The sequence below is a fragment of the Hasllibacter halocynthiae genome, from assembly GCF_003003095.1.
GTDB classification, from domain to species: domain Bacteria; phylum Pseudomonadota; class Alphaproteobacteria; order Rhodobacterales; family Rhodobacteraceae; genus Hasllibacter; species Hasllibacter halocynthiae.
Map to the genome: position 1 here is coordinate 1,278,343 of NZ_PVTT01000001.1, position 15,397 is coordinate 1,293,739.

Below are 15,397 nucleotides of genomic sequence, written 5' to 3' on the forward strand. Positions count from 1 at the left end.
CCTCGCGGCGGCGCCCTACCGCAGGGCGCCGCAGAAGCGCGTCATGCGGGCGAGCGCCTCGCCCAGCGCTTCGTCGGCGAGGGCGTAGGAGATGCGGAACGCCGGCGAGAGTCCGAAGGCCGCGCCGTGGACGACCGCTACCCCTTCCTCGTCCAGAAGGGCGGTCGCGAATGCCTCGTCGTCCGTGATCGCGGCGCCGGCGGGCGAGGTGCGCCCGATCAGGCCGTGGATCGTCGGATAGACGTAGAACGCCCCGTCGGGCACCGGGCAGGCGACGCCGGGGATCGCGTTCAGCGCCCGGACGGCCATGTCCCGGCGGCGCACGAAGGCGCGGTTGTGCTCGGCCAGGAAGTCCTGCGGCCCCTCCAGCGCGGCGAGCGCGGCCCATTGCGAGACGCTGCAGGGGTTCGAGGTGGACTGCGACTGCAGCTTGCGCATGGCGGCGACCAGCGTCTCGGGACCGCCGGCGTAGCCGATCCGCCAACCGGTCATGCAATAGGCCTTGGACACCCCGTTCACCGTCAGCGTCCGGTCCCTCAGCGCGGGCGCGACCGCGGCGGGGGTGCGGAAGGCGAAGCCGTCGTAGACGAGATGCTCGTACATGTCGTCGGAGAGGGTCCAGACATGCGGGTGCCGCTCGACCACCGCCGTGAGGGCGCGCAGGGACGCCTCGTCGTAGCCCGCCCCCGTGGGGTTCGAGGGAGAGTTGAAGATCCACCATTTCGTCCGGGGCGTGATCGCGGCCTCGAGCGCCTCGGGGGTGATGCGCCAGCCGTCCTCCGCACGGGCCGGGACGATGACGGGCGTGCCGCCCGCGAGGCGCACCATGTCGGGGTAGGATACCCAGTAGGGCGCGGGGATCACCACCTCGTCGCCGGGGTTCAACGTGGCCACGAGTGCGTTGTAGAGGACCTGCTTGCCGCCCGTGCCGACCGTGACCTCCGAGGGGGCGTACCGGAGGCCGTTCTCGCGCGCGAACTTCCGCGCGATCGCCTCCTTCAGCTCTGGGATGCCGTCCACGGGGGTGTAGCGCGTGCGCCCGGCGTCGATGGCGTCCTTCGCGGCCTCGCGCACATGGAGGGGCGTGTCGAAGTCGGGCTCGCCCGCGGCGAGGCCGATGACGTCGCGCCCCTCGGCGCGCAGCCGCTGGGCGAGGCCGGTGATCGCCACCGTGGCGGACGGGGCGACACGGTCGAGGCTCGCCGATAGGAAGGGCATGGTCGTCCCCCGGGGTGGAATGTCGGGTGTGGGCCGTCCTATCACGGTGCCGACCCCCCGCAAGAAGAGCCGTACGCATGACCGAAACCCCAGCCCCGGAAGCCGACCCGACCGACTGGTACGCCGAGGATCGCGCCACCTTCGGCGACCGCCTCGCCCTCGCGCGGGAGGCGGCGGGCCTCTCCCAGCGCGAGCTGGCGACGCGGCTGGGCGTCAGGCCCTCGGCGCTGGCGAAATGGGAGGACGACCTCGACGAGCCGCGGGCGAACCGGCTGACGTTCCTGTCGGGGATGCTGGGCGTATCGATCCGCTGGCTGCTGACCGGCACGGGCGAGGGCCCGGCGGCGGACGACGCGATCCCCGCGAACATGGCGGGCGCACTGGGCGAGCTGCGCGCGCTGAGGGCGCAGTGCCTCGCGCAGGCCGAGCGGATCGCGCGGGTCGAGAAGCGGCTGCGCGCGGGGCTGGCCGATGACTGAGGCGGCCCGGCTGAAGCGCCTGCGGATGCGGTCCTGGCGGCGTGGCACGAAAGAGATGGACCTGATCCTGGGGCCCTGGGCCGATGTTCATCTGGAACGCCTCGCGCCCGAGGCGCTGGACGCCTACGAGGCGCTGCTGGAGGAGAACGACCAGGACCTCTACCGCTGGGCCTCGGGCGCCGCGCCCGCGCCCGCCCCGCATGCCGCCCTCGTGGCCGAGATCGCCCGCGCCGCCCGGGCGCGGCACCGGAAGGACGGAACTTAACGGTTTTTCAAGCTATGGGCGTCATCAGGGGACGGACCCGCAACGCCACCGGACCCCTGACATGAGCCACCATTCCATGATCCCACGGCCTGCCAAGGCTGACTACGTCTCCGGCTACAAGGAGGTGCTGGCCCTGCTGGAGCGGCTGCACCGCCTCCTCCTCGACGTGCTGAAGGACGAGTTCGAGCGGACCGGCACGCTGGAGGTGAACCCCGTCCAGGCGCTGCTGCTGTTCAACGTCGGCGACCACGAGGTCACCGCGGGCGAGCTGAAGAGCCGCGGCTACTACCAAGGCTCGAACGTGTCCTACAACCTCAAGAAGCTGGTGGATTGCGGCTACATGCACCACCAGCGCTGCGAGATCGACCGTCGCGCGGTGCGCGTGCGCCTGACCGCCAAGGGCCAGGAGGTGCGCTGCAGGGTCGAGGACCTCCTCGTCGCGCAGGCCGGCACGCTCGAGGGGCGCGGCATCATCGACCGCAGCGCGCTGGAGGACGTGAACGTCCTCTTCCGCCGGCTGGAGCGGTTCTGGTCCGAGCAGATCCGCTACATCTACTAGCGCAGCCGCCCCCGTCGCAGGCGCTGGCCGCGCCCGTGGAACGTTGCTAGTCTTCCGCGCGGGAAGGGGCGCAGCGCGGGAGAAGCGGATGAGCCTCGTCAGGACGCTCGCCAAGGTCGCCATCGGGGTGGCCGTGGCCAAGGGAATCAATTCGATGCGCGGGAAGGCCCCGCGCGGCGCCGGGACCCTGCCCGGGGGACGCTCTCTCGGCTCGCTTCTCGGCAGCGGGGGCCTCGGCTCGCTGGCGTCGTCGCTGATGGGCGGGGGCACGGCGGGCGCCGGCATGGGCGCGCCGGCCGCCGGGACCGGGACGCCCATGCGTGGCGGGCCTGGGACGGGCACCCGGATCGGCGCCGCCGCGCAGCAGCCGGCGGCCGGGCTGGACCTCGCGGGCCTCGGCGGCCGGCTCGGCGGGATGCTGGGCGGGCAGGCGTCCCCCGGCAGCGCCCGGGGCGGGTCCCAGGGCGGCTTGGGCGGTCTGCTCGCCGGACTCGGCGGCGGCGCTGCGGCAGGCGGACTGGGAAGCCTGCTGAACCAAGCGCTCGCCGGGCAGCCGCCCGAGCGCGAGCCCACCGTGGAGGAGGAGGACGCCGCCCGCGCCATGATGGTCGCGATGGTCCATGCCATGAAGGCGGACGGCCGTATCGACAGCGCCGAGCGGGCGCGCCTGCTCGACCATCTCGGCGAGCTCGCTCCGGAGGAGCGCGCAGCCATCGAGGCCGAGCTGGAGGGGCCGGCCGACGCGTCGGCAGTGGCCCGGAAGACCCCCCGCGGGACCGAGGCGCAGGTCTATGCCGCGGCCCTCATGGCGATCGATATCGACGAGGAGAGCGAGCGCCGCTGGCTCGCCGAGCTGGCGGCCGCGCTTGGCCTGTCGCAGAACCGCCAGGACGACGTGCGCGGCGCCATGGACGCGCTGGACTGAGCGCGCGCCGCGCAGCCTCGGCGCGTGCGCGCCGGGCCGTGTCCCGCCCGCCGCGGCGATCGCCGGTCATCGGGCCGGGGAAGGCGAAGCCTAGCGGAGCGCGGACGGTCCGGGCCGGGGGGCAGGACCCGCGGCGCCGGGATCGGCGCGACCCGCGCACCGTCCGCAAGGACGCCCGTGGCGAGCGTGCGAGCATTCGGGCTGGTCGGGACACATCGGAGCCGAAGGGCCGCAGCCGTCGTCCGCGGTGAGGCCACGCGCGATTTCTGCGCAGGCTGCGGGAAACTAGTAAAGGCGACGCGGGTCCGGGGAAGGCCCACCCGATGTCTGCCCCAGCCCGCCCCCGCCCTTCGCCGCGCCGCAACGGCCGTGCTTCCGGTGGGCGCCCGCCGTTGTGCCCACACCCGGCCGCTGCCATATTCGACCGATACATAACGAGAACATGCGGGGGCAGGCATGGACGATCTCCTGACGGGCGGGGCGCAGTACGACGCCTCATCGATCGAGGTGCTCGAGGGGCTCGAGCCCGTTCGAAAGCGCCCCGGCATGTATATCGGCGGCACGGACGAGCGGGCGCTTCACCATCTCGTCGCCGAGGTGCTGGACAACGCGATGGACGAGGCCGTTGCGGGCCACGCCTCCCGCATCGAGGTGACGCTGCACGCGGACGGGTCCTGCACCGTGGCCGACAACGGCCGCGGCATCCCCGTCGACCCGCACCCGAAGTTCCCCGAGAAGTCCGCGCTGGAGGTGATCCTCTGCACGCTCCATGCGGGGGGCAAGTTCTCGGGCAAGGCCTACGAGACGTCGGGCGGGCTGCACGGCGTCGGGGTCTCGGTCGTCAACGCCCTGTCGGACCGCCTGCGGGTCGAGGTGGCGCGCGACCGCGAGCTCTGGGCGCAGGAGTTCTCGCGCGGTGTGCCGCAGGGCCCCGTCGCCAAAGTGGGCGCAGCGCCGAACCGGAGGGGGACGACGGTGACGTTCCACCCCGACGCGGAGATCTTCGGCGCGCTGGCCCTGAAGCCCGCGCGCCTCTTCAAGGCGGCGCGATCCAAGGCCTACCTCTTCTCGGGTGTGGAGATCCGCTGGCGTTCCGAGCAGGACGACGGCGAGACCCCCGTCGAGGCGCGGTTCCACTTTCCCGGCGGCCTCGCCGACTATCTCGGCGAGACGCTGGGCAAGGCGGCGACCTATGCCGACGCCCCCTTCGCCGGGCGCGTCGACTTCCGCGAGAAGTTCGGCGCGCCGGGCAGCGTCGAATGGGCCGTGAACTGGACCCCCGCGCGCGACGGCTTCGTGCAGAGCTACTGCAACACGGTCCCCACGCCCGAGGGCGGCACCCACGAGCAGGGGTTCTGGGCCGCCATCCTGAAGGGCATCCGCGCCTATGGCGAGCTGGCGAACCAGAAGAAGGCGGCCCAGATCACGCGCGAGGACCTGACGGCCGGCGGCTGCGCCTTGGTGTCCTGCTTCATCCGCGAGCCGGAGTTCGTCGGCCAGACCAAGGACCGGCTGGCCACGACGGAAGCGGCGAAGATGGTCGAGGGGGCCGTGCGCGACCGCTTCGACACCTGGCTGGCAAGCGACACGAAGGCGGCGGGCGCGATCCTGGACTTCCTGATCCTGCGCGCTGAGGAGCGGCTGCGCCGCCGGCAGGAGAAGGAGACCGCGCGCAAGTCCGCGACCAAGCGGCTGCGCCTGCCGGGCAAGCTGGTCGACTGCTCGGACGGCGCGCGGGAGGGGACGGAGCTGTTCCTCGTGGAGGGCGACAGCGCGGGCGGATCGGCCAAGATGGCGCGGGACCGGCGCACCCAGGCGCTGCTGCCGCTTCGGGGGAAGATCCTGAACGTGCTGGGGGCGGCGTCCTCGAAGCTGGGCTCGAACCAGGAGATCGCGGATCTGACCCAGGCGCTGGGGACCGGGATGGGGACGCGCTTCCGCCTCGACGACCTGCGCTACGACAAGGTCGTCATCATGACGGACGCGGACGTGGACGGCGCGCATATCGCGGCGCTGCTGATGACGTTCTTCTTCACCCAGATGCGCCCGCTGATCGACGCGGGGCACCTGTATCTGGCCTGCCCGCCCCTCTACCGGCTGACGCAGGGGGCGAAGCGCCTCTACGTCGCCACCGACCTCGAGAAGGAGCGGGCGCTGGCGAAGGGCCTCGGCGGCAAGGGCAAGGTGGACGTGCAGCGCTTCAAGGGCCTGGGCGAGATGGACGCCAAGGACCTGAAGGAGACGACGATGGACCCTGCGACCCGCACCCTGATCCGCGTGACCGCCCAGGAGGACGAGCCCGGAGAGACCAGCGGCCTGGTCGAGCGCCTGATGGGCAAGAAGCCGGAGGCGAGGTTCGAGTACATCCAGCAGAACGCGCGGTTCGTGGGGGAGATCGATATATGATGTGGAACAGTTTTGGCTTTTACGCTGATCTTTATGACACTAATCCGATTACAGGCAACGACCAGGGGGAGCGACTATTGGTCGGTCGCGCGGCAGAACTTCGAAAGGTGAAGACGAGGATCTCGAACCGCAGTAGCGTTACCTCAATTGAAGGAAATAACGGAGTCGGAAAAACTTCCGTGGTCCTAGTCGCGGCTCATCAACTGGACAGAGAGACATCGCAAAGCGGCAAAGATTCCCTTCTATGCTTACCCAAGCTCTTCCAGATTGCTTCTGATGAAGATGCAACGGAGTTCAAGAGAAAGGTGTATGCGTCGGTAGCGACGCTCTTCATAGATCGTGAGAAGGAATTGCTGCGGCGCATGGACTTACAGTTCGCGCTCGGGCCTCTGCGGGCATGGTTAGAGAATCCAGTTTTTCGACAGGGCGGTGCTTCCATGGCCAGTTTCGGTGGAAATCTGGGCTCTCAACCAAACAGTGCTAGCGGCTTCGACCTACAGGGGTTCTTCAATATAATTGATCGTTTACTCGACGCGGCATTCTCTGACAAAGGCGCAGTAATCTGTGTTTTGGATAATCTAGAAATCTTGAATACTTCAGCAACTGCGAGAGACAAACTAGAGGCTCTTCGCGACGACGTTTTCGCGGCGAAAGGTATAAGATGGGTGGTTTGTGGAGCTCGAGGCATAGTTCGCAGCGTCGCGACAAGCCCTCGTCTGCAAGGCAGGATTATTGAACCGCTTGAGATTGAACCCCTTGATGATGATTGCATCGCGGACCTTATTTCCGCGAGGGTCGAAGAATATCGGGCCGGTCCACAAAGCATTCCACCCGTCGGGGTTCGCAGTTTTGAGTATATATATAGTATACTCAATAGCAATCTCCGTGACGCACTAAAATATGCCGGAGACTTTTCATTGTGGCTCGAGGACGAAGGCAACTACGTTCCTAATGGTGACGAACTGCACGGCCTCTTCGAGGCGTGGGTCGCAGACCTAAGCGATCGCTATGAAAGCGCATTAAATGTACCGCCGCGAGCATGGCAACTCTTTGATGACTTCTGCGGTCGAGGTGGTTCCATAAGTCCATCAGCGTTTGAGGAGTTTGGCTTCAATTCCTCTCAGAGTATGAGAGGCGCGGTCAGCAGGCTGGAGAATGGAGACCTTGTGGTTTCTGAGATTGATGAGACCGATAATCGAAGGAAAACAATTAATGTGACAGCGAAGGGCTGGCTAATCCACCATCGGCGAGCAGGTTACGTCGACCGCGGAGGCTAGCTACCTGCCGTCCGTCAACACCCCCTCCTCCAGCCGCACCACCCGGTCCATCCGCGCCGCCAGCTCCGGGTTGTGGGTGGCCACCAGGGCCGCCATGCCGGTCTCGCGGACCACGGCCATCATCGCCGCGAACACACGGTCCGCCGTGGCGGGGTCTAGGTTGCCCGTGGGCTCGTCGGCCAGGAGGACGGCGGGGGCGTTGGCCAGGGCGCGGCAGAAGGCGGCGCGTTGCTGCTCGCCGCCGGAGAGGGCGGCGGGGCGGTGGTTCGCGCGCTCCGAGAGGCCGACGGACGCGAGGAGATCGGCGGCGCGGGCGCGGGCCTCCCCCCTGCCCTTCCCGTCGGCGAGCTGGGGCAGGACGACGTTCTCCAGGGCCGTGAACTCGGGCAGGAGGTGGTGGAACTGGTAGACGAAGCCCAGGGCCTGGCGGCGCAGGCGGGTGCGGGCGCGGTCGGCGCGGCGCGCCTCCTCCCCCGCCACCACGACGCGGCCCGTGTCGGGCACGTCGAGAAGACCCGCGATGTGCAGGAGGGTCGACTTGCCCGCGCCCGAGGGGGCGACGAGGGCCACCGCCTCGCCCGGGTTCAGCACGAGGTCCACGCCGCGCAGGACCTCGATGTCCCTCGCGCCTCGGTAGGTCCGGGAGACGCCGTCGAGGACGAGGGCGGGATCACTCATAGCGCAGCGCCTCGACCGGGCTCATGCGGGCGGCGCGGCGGGCCGGGAAGATGGTGACGAGGAAGGACAGCACGAGCGAGAGGCCCACCGCCGCCAGCACGTCCCCCACCTCGAGACGGGCGGGCAGCGTGTAGATGCCGCGCACCGCCGGATCCCAGGCCTGCCCCCCCGTCGCGGCCATCACCGCGCCGAAGATGGATTCGGCGTTCAGGGCGAACAGCACGCCGAGGACCAGGCCGATCGACGTGCCGAGCGTGCCCACGGCCGCGCCGCAGAGGAAGAAGATCCGCAGGATCGCCCCTTCGGTCAGTCCCATGGTTCGCAGGATCCCGATGTCGCGGCCCTTGTTCTTCACCAGCATGATGAGGCCCGAGACGATGTTCATCGCCGCGATCAGCACGAGGATGCCGAGGATCACGAACATCACGTTGTCCTCGATCTCGAGCGCGCGGAGGAAGGCGCCCGCGCTGTCGCGCCAGGTCCAGAGAAGGGTCCTGGGCCCGCCCGCCTCGAGGAGGCGGAGGGCCGTCTCGTCCACGGCCTCGGGATCGCGGACCATGACCTCCAGCTCGTCGACCACGCCGTCGCGGTTGAAGAAGCTCTGCGCCTCGGCGAGCGGCATGTAGAGGCGCGCGCGGTCGATGTCGTAGCGCCCGGCGGTGAAGACGTAGCCTACCGTGTAGGTGCCCACGCGGGGCGAGGTGCCGAAGGCCGTGCGCGCCCCGTCGGGCGAGAGGATGCGGATCCGGTCGCCGGGCAATAGGTCCAGCTCGCGCGCGAGCTCGGAGCCCAGGGCGACGCGGGCGTCGGCGCCGGCGCCCCCGAAGGTGGCGATGTCGCCCTGACTCTCGATCGGGTCGGCGATGCGGGGCAGGGTCAGGAGGTCGCCCCGCGCGATGCCGTAGACCTGCACGGGCGCGGTGAGCTGGCCGTTCTGGCCAAGGACGTTGCCACGCACGAGCGGGGCGACCCGCGTGACCTCAGGCAGGGCGCGGATGGCCGCGGCCCGGCTCTCGTAGTCCGGGATCACGCGCGACGTGCGACCCGCGGCGTCCACGCCGACGGTGTTGTACACGGTGACGTGCGCGTTCGCCCCGAGGATCGTGTCCACGAACTCGGCCCGGAAGCCGGCGCGAACGGCGAGCGTGGCGATGAGGGCGAAGACCGCGAGGGCGATGCCGATGAGGCTGATCCAGGTCATGACCGAGACGCCGCCCTCGGCGCGGCGGGCACGCAGGTAGCGCCAGGCGATAAGGAACTCGTGGGCCTTGAACATGGCGCGCGTCGTGCGGCCCCAGTGGGCCGGGGTCAACAGGGTGGCTTCAGGCGACGTCGAGCTGCAGGCGGCCGAAGCCCGCAGGCGGAAGCGCCGCCCGGCGGGCGGCGGCGGCCTCGGCGTAGAGCGCCTCGCACGCATCGAGCATCGCCGAGAGCGAGAACTTCGCCTCGACGCGGTCGCGGGAGGCGCGGCGCGGGAGGCCGGTCGCACAGCGCAGGGCGCGGGCCAGCGCGGGCACGTCCCCCGGCGGGGCGAAGGCGCCGCACCCCCCCACGACCTCGCGGACGGCGCCGTTGTCGAAGGCGGCCACGGGCAACCCGGTGGCCATGGCCTCGATCGCGGCGAGGCCGAAGGGCTCGTCCCACATGGGCGTGAAGAGAAGCACCGAGGCCCGGCCCAGCGCGTCCGCCAGCAGGTCGCCGGGCAGGTGACCTTCGTAGCGCACCGTGGCGGAGAGGCGGGGCGCGACCTCGACGTCGAAGTAGTCGCGCTCCTCGATGGGACCGAGGATCGTCAGGGGCATGCCCGCCAGCGTCGCGGCCTCGGCCGCGAGGGCGGTGCCCTTGTTGCGGGCGATGCGGCCGGCCCAGACCGCCGTGCCGTCGCCCCGCGGCCGGAAGGGCCAAGCGGCGAGGTCGATGCCATTATGCAGCACCCGGGCGGTCGCGGGCGGCCGGTCCCACCAGCGCCCCATCTGCGAGCGGGACGTGACGGTGGTGAGGTGCCAGGGCGCCGCGGAATCCTCCACGGCGCGCCGCAGGGGGCCGAAGGGGGGCACGTGCATGGACGAGATCATCGGGACGCGGCGCGCGCGGGAGAGGCGCGGCGGGAAGCGGTGGAGGCTGTTGTTGTGCACGACGTCGAACCGGCCGCGCAGGACCGTGCCGCAGGTGCGGGAGAAGAGATGATCCAGATGCTCGTTCAGCACATCGGTGCCGTGGTACTCGTGCCAGGGGAAGCGTTGGTCGTAGTGCTCCTCGCAGGCGGGGGCGAGGGGCAGGGCGGGGTCGCTGTCGCCGCTGGCGAAGAGCGTCACGTCGTGCCCACGGGCCGAGAGGCCCCGAACGAGGTGCCAGGCGTGCGCCTCCATCCCGCCGGAGAAGGGCGGCCGGATCGGATGGCGCAGATGGGCGAGGACCGCTATGCGCATCAGGCGGCCCTGGGGTTCGGGAACCAGCTCTGGTCGAGATCCGAGAATCGGTCGACGAAGCCGATCTTCGCCTCGAGTCCCGCGCGGTCCAGAAGCCGCATGTAGGGCTTCTCGACCCGGATGAGGCCCTGCTCGGACAGCTTGCGCAGCAGCTTGTTGACGTAGACCGAGGTCATGCCGACCGCCTCGCCGATCTCGGCCTGGTTAAAAGGCAGGTGGAAGCGGTCGCCCGATACCGAATCCGCCAGGGCTAGGCGCAGGCGCAGCTGGAGGAGGAACCGGACCAGCCGGTCCTCGGCCGTCATCAGCCCAAGTGCGGCGCAGTGGTCACGCATCGCGATCTGATCGAGCGATGCGAGGCCGACGAGAAGCGCCGAGAGGCGCGGCAGATCGCGCAGTAATTCGCCCAGGGAGTCGCGGGAGAAGGGGCAGACGACGCCGTCGGTCTGCATGTGGATCGTGTGCGGCGCGGCGGAAGGGGCCATGTCGCCCAGTCCAATCACCTCGCCCGGCAAATGGATCCACAGGATCGAGGACCGCCCTCGCACCGGCTCGGAGCGGATGATTGCCCAACCTTCCTTCAGCACGAAGACGCGGTGGGCGTTCGATCCCCGCCTGACGACCGTCTGCCCGTTTCCCAGCGGTTTCTCCTGCACCTCGATCCTGCCGAGGAACGACTTCTCGGCGTCGGTCAATGCAGCATAGCACCCCAAGCGGCCGACCAGGCGGCTTTCAGTCATTCAAGCATCCCTCCGCACGCCCCGCGTGCCTTCCTGCGAGGGCAACGAGGGCATCCGGAACGCGGTTCCGACACCGCCGCCGCATGTCCGTGCTGGCCCGGCCCGGAGTGCGGCGAACGCACGGTCCCGCGTTCCCGAGGGAGCCGTCAGATGGAAGGAGCGATGGTGGAGCCGATCGGGATCGAACCGACGACCTCGTCATTGCGAACGACGCGCTCTCCCAACTGAGCTACGGCCCCACTGGCGGCGGCATGTGCCCCGCATGAACGGGCTTGTCAACGGGGCCGGGACCGGGTTTGCGACCCCCATGGATGGCGGCATGGCAGCGACGGGAACGGCGCGGATCTTCGGCTACGGCAGCCTCGTGAACGGGCTGACGCACCGGCATGGCGACCTCGTGCCGGCGGGCGTCCGGGGGTGGCGGCGCGGCTGGTGCGCGACCGGGCGGCGCGGCGTGGCGTTCCTTTCGGTGCAGCCCGACGGGGCGGCCGAATGCCTCGGCGCGACGATCGGCTGGCCGCTCGCGGACCTCTCCGCGCTCGACGCGCGCGAGGCAGCCTACGAGCGGCGGGAGGTCGACGCGGGCGGCGGGGCGATCCTCTATGCCGTGCCGGATGCGGACCGCCTGCCCGCAGGGCACGGACGGCCGATCCTCTTGAGCTATCTCGACGCGGTGATCCAAGGCTTCGCCCGCCTCCACGGGCCGGCGGACGCGTGGGGGTTCTTCGAGACGACCGACGGCTGGGGGCCGGTACGGGACGACCGGGCCGCCCCGCTCTACCCGCGTGCCTGCGTCCTGACGGCGGAAGAGACGGCGCTGGTGGACGAGGGGCTGGCGCGGCTGGGCCTGCGCTAGCCGCCGCCCGGCCGGACCTTCAGCAGCGGCATCAGCGCGGCCATGTCCGGCCCCTTCTCGCGCCCCGTGACCGCGTGGCGCAGCGGCATGAAGAGGTCCCTGCCCTTCCGCCCCGTCCGCGCCTTCACCGCCGCGGTCCATTCGCCCCACGTCTCGGGCCCGTAGGGCGGGTCGCCCAGCATCGGCAGCGCCTCGGCCACGAAGTCCGCGTCCTCTGGCGCGACCAGCGGGGACGCGCCTTCCGTCACGAGCCGCCACCAGGCGGCGAGGTCGCCGCGCGTCTCGACGTTCTCGCGCATCGCCGCCCAGAACCTCTCTCGCTCCCCCTCCGGCACGCCGAGCGCCGCGAGGTCGGCGTCCACGGCGGAGGCCGGCAGCCCTTGGAGGTACCGCGCGGAGAGCGGGCCGAGGTCGTCCGGGTCGAGCTTGGTCGGCGCCGCGCCGAAGCGCGAGAGGTCGAAGCCCTCCGCCACCTCCTCGGGGGTGCTCCGCAGCTCGACCGGGTCGGCGCTGCCAAGGCGGGCCATCAACGAGAGGATCGCCATCGGCTCGACCCCGGCGGCGCGCAGGTCGCGCAGGGCGAGGGTGCCGAGGCGCTTGGACAGCGCCTCGCCCCCCGGCCCGGTCAGCAGCGAATGATGCGCGAAGCGCGGCGGCTCGGCCCCGAGGGCGCGGATCATCTGGATCTGGGTGGCGGTGTTGGTCACGTGGTCGGACCCGCGCACGACGTCCGTGATCCCCATCTCGACGTCGTCCACGACGGATGCCAGCGTGTAGAGCACCTGCCCGTCCCCGCGGATCAGGACGGGGTCCGAGACGCTCGCCGCGTCGATGGAGACGTCGCCGAGGATGCCGTCGGCCCACTCGATCCGCTCGCGGTCGAGCTTGAAGCGCCAATGGGCCGGCCGTTCGGCCCGCAGGGCGTCCTTCTCGGCGTCGGAGAGGTCGAGGGCGGCGCGGTCGTAGACCGGCGGCCGGCCCATGTTCAGCTGCTTCCTGCGCTTGAGGTCCAGCTCGGTAGGGGTCTCGAACGCCTCGTAGAGGCGGCCGTCCGCGCGAAGGCGGTCGGCGGCCTCGGCGTAGCGGTCCAGGCGGTCCGACTGCCGCTCGAGCCGGTCCCAGAGCAGGCCCAGCCATTCGAGATCCTCGCGGATGGCGTCGGCGTATTCGGGCTTCGACCGCTCGGGGTCGGTGTCGTCGAGGCGCAGCACGAAGGTGCCGCCCGCCTTGCGCGCGATGGCCCAGTTGAAGAGCGCGGCGCGCAGGTTGCCGACATGGAGGAAGCCGGTGGGGCTGGGGGCGAAGCGGGTCGTGACCATGGGCGCGGACATGGCCCCCCCGCCCGGCCTTGTCCACCGCCCCCCGTCCGGCCAGAAGGCGTCGCATGGACATCGACGCCCAGGCCCCGGACGCGGATGACTTCCTGGAGGTGGCCGAGGCAACCCGCGCCGCCTTCCCCGCCCCTTTCGCCGACCTCGCCAGAGAGGTGCGGCTGATGGTCGAGGAATGGCCGTCCGGCGCGCTGCTGGACGATCTGGAGATGGACGATCCCTACGAGTTGACGGGCGTCTACGAGGGCGAGGCGCTGACGCAGCGCAGCGTGGAGGCGCCGGCCATGCCCTCGACCGTGACCCTCTTCCGCCGCCCGATCCTGGACGAGTGGGCAGGCCGGGGCGACGTGGCGCTGCGCGCGCTGATCGCCCATGTGACGGTGCACGAGTTCGCCCATCACTTCGGCTGGTCCGACGGCGACATCGCCGCGATCGACCGCTGGTGGGAGTGATCGGCCGCGTCCCCCGGGGCCGGTCAGGCCCCGCCCGTCGGGTCGCGCCAGCCGTTCACGATCGGATAGCGGCGGTCGAGCCAGAAGGCCCGGCCCGTGAGGCGGGGGCCGGGGGCGGACTGGAAGCGCTTGTACTCCGAAAGGTAGACGAGGCGCTCGACCTTGCGGACCGTCTCGGCGTCGAACCCGTCCGCCACGCAGTCGGCGACGGAGCGGTCGCCATCCACCAGACGCTCGAGGATGGCGTCGAGCACGGGATAGGGCGGCAGGGAATCCTCGTCCCTCTGATCGGCCGCCAGCTCGGCTGACGGGGCCTTCGAGATGACGCGCGGGGGCACCACCTCGCCCGGGGGGGCGAGCATCCAGTCCCGATGCTCGCGGTTCCGCCAGCGGCAGGTCTCGAAGACCCGCATCTTGTAGAGGTCCTTGATCGGGTTCCAGCCGCCCGACATGTCGCCGTAGATCGTGGCGTAGCCTACCGCAACCTCGGACTTGTTGCCCGTGGTCAGCAGCATCTCGCCCGTCTTGTTAGACAGCGCCATGAGGAGGAGGCCTCGCAGGCGGGACTGGAGGTTCTCTTCGGCGATGCCGGGCTCGGTGCCGCTGAACTGCTCGGCCAGCACGTCGTGGACGGCCTCGACCGGTCCGCCGATCGGCAGCGTGTCGAGCGCGATCCCGAGGCGGCGCGCGCAATCCGCCGCATCCTCGAGCGAATGCGCGGAGGTGTAGCGCGAAGGCAGCATGACGCCGCGCACGTTCCCCGGCCCCAGGGCATCGGCGGCGATGGTCGCGACAAGCGCGCTGTCGATCCCCCCAGAGAGGCCCAGCAGCGCCTTCGAAAAACCCGTCTTGCGGAAGTACCCGCGCGTCGCCTCGACCATGACGCGGTAGTCGGCCTCCCATTCGCCGGGCTGGGGCGTCACCTCTCCGGGCTCGGCGCGCCAGCCGTCCGGGGTCCGGGCGAGGTCGACATGACGGACCGCCTCCTCGCCGAAGGGCAGCAGATGGGCGATCGCGCCGCCGGGGTTCAGCACGAAGGACGCGCCGTCGAAGAACTGGTCGTCCTGCCCACCCGCCATGTTGAGGTAGATCAGCGGGAGCCCCGTCTCGACCGTGCGGGCGACCATGTGCGCGAGGCGCACGTCGTGCTTGTCGCGGAAATAGGGGCTGCCGTTGGGCACCAGCAGCATCTCGGCGCCGGTCTCGGCGAGGGTCTCGGCGACGTCGGGGTGCCAGGCGTCCTCGCAGACGGGAAAGCCGACGCGGACGCCCTTCACCGACGCGGGGCCGCGCAAGGGGCCCGGCGCGAAGAGGCGCTTCTCGTCGAAGACTTTGAAGTTGGGCAGCTCGTGCTTGAGGACGACGTCCCGCACCCGCCCGCCCGCGAGGATCCAGTAGCCGTTGTGCAGCAGCGCTCCCTCCCGGCGCGGCCCCCCGATCGCCAGCGCCGGGCCGTCCGCGCAATCGGTCGCCAGGCGCTCGATCGTGGTTTGGGCGTGGGCCTGGAAGGCGGGCCGCAGGACGAGGTCCTGGGTCTGGTAGCCCGCGACGAACATCTCCGGCAGCGCGACGAGGTCGGCGCCGGCCGCGCGCCCTTCCTCCCAGGCGGCGCGGGCCTTGGCCGCGTTGCCCTCCAGGTCCCCCACCACGGGGTCGAGCTGCGCCAGCGTCACGCGGATGCGGTCTTTCATCGTCCCCCCCAAGGGTCGGCCACGTCGCCCCATAGCCGCACGGCCGCATCGGGGAAACCGTTCCCGCCCGCGGCCCGTTGCGCCCCCAGCC

15 protein-coding genes and 1 tRNA gene are annotated in these 15,397 nt (G+C 70.6%); 8 read left to right on the top strand and 8 right to left on the bottom strand.

What is annotated here, in order from left to right; translation table 11 throughout:
- Window positions 1-15 precede the first annotated feature (15 nt).
- The gene (locus tag BCF33_RS06395) at window positions 16-1,218 is read right to left on the bottom strand and encodes a pyridoxal phosphate-dependent aminotransferase (RefSeq protein WP_106160030.1); all 1,203 of its coding nucleotides are present in this window, start codon (window positions 1,216-1,218) and stop codon (window positions 16-18) included.
- A gap of 77 nt (window positions 1,219-1,295) precedes the next feature.
- On the opposite strand from BCF33_RS06395, the gene BCF33_RS06400 reads away from it, so the two are divergent.
- From BCF33_RS06400 to BCF33_RS13900, 6 genes are all read left to right on the top strand, one after another.
- On the top strand, window positions 1,296-1,697 hold the full coding sequence (locus BCF33_RS06400; protein WP_106160031.1) for a helix-turn-helix domain-containing protein: 402 nt from the start codon (window positions 1,296-1,298) through the stop codon (window positions 1,695-1,697).
- Window positions 1,690-1,962: an FAD assembly factor SdhE gene (locus BCF33_RS06405; protein ID WP_106160032.1), complete on the top strand. Its 273-nt coding sequence runs from the start codon at window positions 1,690-1,692 to the stop codon at window positions 1,960-1,962. Before BCF33_RS06400 ends, BCF33_RS06405 begins: the two co-directional genes overlap by 8 nt.
- Before the next feature lie 61 nt (window positions 1,963-2,023).
- Window positions 2,024-2,521 carry a MarR family winged helix-turn-helix transcriptional regulator gene (locus BCF33_RS06410; protein WP_106160033.1) on the top strand — a complete coding sequence of 166 codons (498 nt, stop codon included), beginning with the start codon at window positions 2,024-2,026 and terminating at the stop codon, window positions 2,519-2,521.
- Window positions 2,522-2,609: 88 nt separating this feature from the next.
- Window positions 2,610-3,446: a DUF533 domain-containing protein gene (locus BCF33_RS06415; RefSeq protein WP_106160034.1), complete on the top strand. Its 837-nt coding sequence runs from the start codon at window positions 2,610-2,612 to the stop codon at window positions 3,444-3,446.
- A 456-nt stretch (window positions 3,447-3,902) separates the two neighbouring features.
- On the top strand, window positions 3,903-5,852 hold the full coding sequence (gene parE, locus BCF33_RS06420) for a DNA topoisomerase IV subunit B (RefSeq protein WP_106160035.1): 1,950 nt from the start codon (window positions 3,903-3,905) through the stop codon (window positions 5,850-5,852).
- Window positions 5,849-7,129 (top strand): MarR family winged helix-turn-helix transcriptional regulator, encoded by a 1,281-nt coding sequence (locus tag BCF33_RS13900; RefSeq protein WP_146132790.1) that lies wholly within the window; start codon window positions 5,849-5,851, stop codon window positions 7,127-7,129. Before parE ends, BCF33_RS13900 begins: the two co-directional genes overlap by 4 nt.
- On the opposite strand, the gene BCF33_RS06425 is transcribed toward BCF33_RS13900, so the two are convergent.
- The 5 genes from BCF33_RS06425 to BCF33_RS06445 all read right to left on the bottom strand — a co-directional run bounded on the left by BCF33_RS06425 (window position 7,130) and on the right by BCF33_RS06445 (window position 11,215).
- Window positions 7,130-7,807, bottom strand: coding sequence for an ABC transporter ATP-binding protein (locus BCF33_RS06425; RefSeq protein ID WP_106160036.1), 678 nt, complete (start codon window positions 7,805-7,807; stop codon window positions 7,130-7,132). It abuts the gene before it with no gap.
- Window positions 7,800-9,083, bottom strand: a complete 1,284-nt coding sequence (locus BCF33_RS06430) for an ABC transporter permease (RefSeq protein ID WP_106160037.1) — start codon at window positions 9,081-9,083, stop codon at window positions 7,800-7,802. Before BCF33_RS06430 ends, BCF33_RS06425 begins: the two co-directional genes overlap by 8 nt.
- 46 nt (window positions 9,084-9,129) lie before the next feature.
- Window positions 9,130-10,236: a glycosyltransferase gene (locus BCF33_RS06435; RefSeq protein ID WP_106160038.1), complete on the bottom strand. Its 1,107-nt coding sequence runs from the start codon at window positions 10,234-10,236 to the stop codon at window positions 9,130-9,132.
- Window positions 10,236-10,976, bottom strand: coding sequence for a Crp/Fnr family transcriptional regulator (locus BCF33_RS06440; RefSeq protein ID WP_106160039.1), 741 nt, complete (start codon window positions 10,974-10,976; stop codon window positions 10,236-10,238). Before BCF33_RS06440 ends, BCF33_RS06435 begins: the two co-directional genes overlap by 1 nt.
- A gap of 163 nt (window positions 10,977-11,139) precedes the next feature.
- Window positions 11,140-11,215 (bottom strand) — tRNA-Ala (locus tag BCF33_RS06445).
- An 80-nt stretch (window positions 11,216-11,295) separates the two neighbouring features.
- Here BCF33_RS06445 and BCF33_RS06450 point away from each other — a divergent pair.
- Window positions 11,296-11,832, top strand: a complete 537-nt coding sequence (locus BCF33_RS06450) for a gamma-glutamylcyclotransferase family protein (protein ID WP_106160040.1) — start codon at window positions 11,296-11,298, stop codon at window positions 11,830-11,832.
- Here BCF33_RS06450 and gltX read toward each other — a convergent pair.
- Window positions 11,829-13,151 carry a glutamate--tRNA ligase gene (gltX, locus tag BCF33_RS06455; RefSeq protein WP_106160244.1) on the bottom strand — a complete coding sequence of 441 codons (1,323 nt, stop codon included), beginning with the start codon at window positions 13,149-13,151 and terminating at the stop codon, window positions 11,829-11,831. The two genes, BCF33_RS06450 and gltX, sit on opposite strands and share 4 nt — an antisense overlap.
- A gap of 65 nt (window positions 13,152-13,216) precedes the next feature.
- On the opposite strand from gltX, the gene BCF33_RS06460 reads away from it, so the two are divergent.
- Window positions 13,217-13,615 (top strand): metallopeptidase family protein, encoded by a 399-nt coding sequence (locus BCF33_RS06460; RefSeq protein WP_106160041.1) that lies wholly within the window; start codon window positions 13,217-13,219, stop codon window positions 13,613-13,615.
- Window positions 13,616-13,638: 23 nt separating this feature from the next.
- Here BCF33_RS06460 and BCF33_RS06465 read toward each other — a convergent pair whose 3' ends face one another.
- On the bottom strand, window positions 13,639-15,306 hold the full coding sequence (locus BCF33_RS06465; protein ID WP_106160042.1) for an NAD+ synthase: 1,668 nt from the start codon (window positions 15,304-15,306) through the stop codon (window positions 13,639-13,641).
- Window positions 15,307-15,397: the final 91 nt, after the last annotated feature.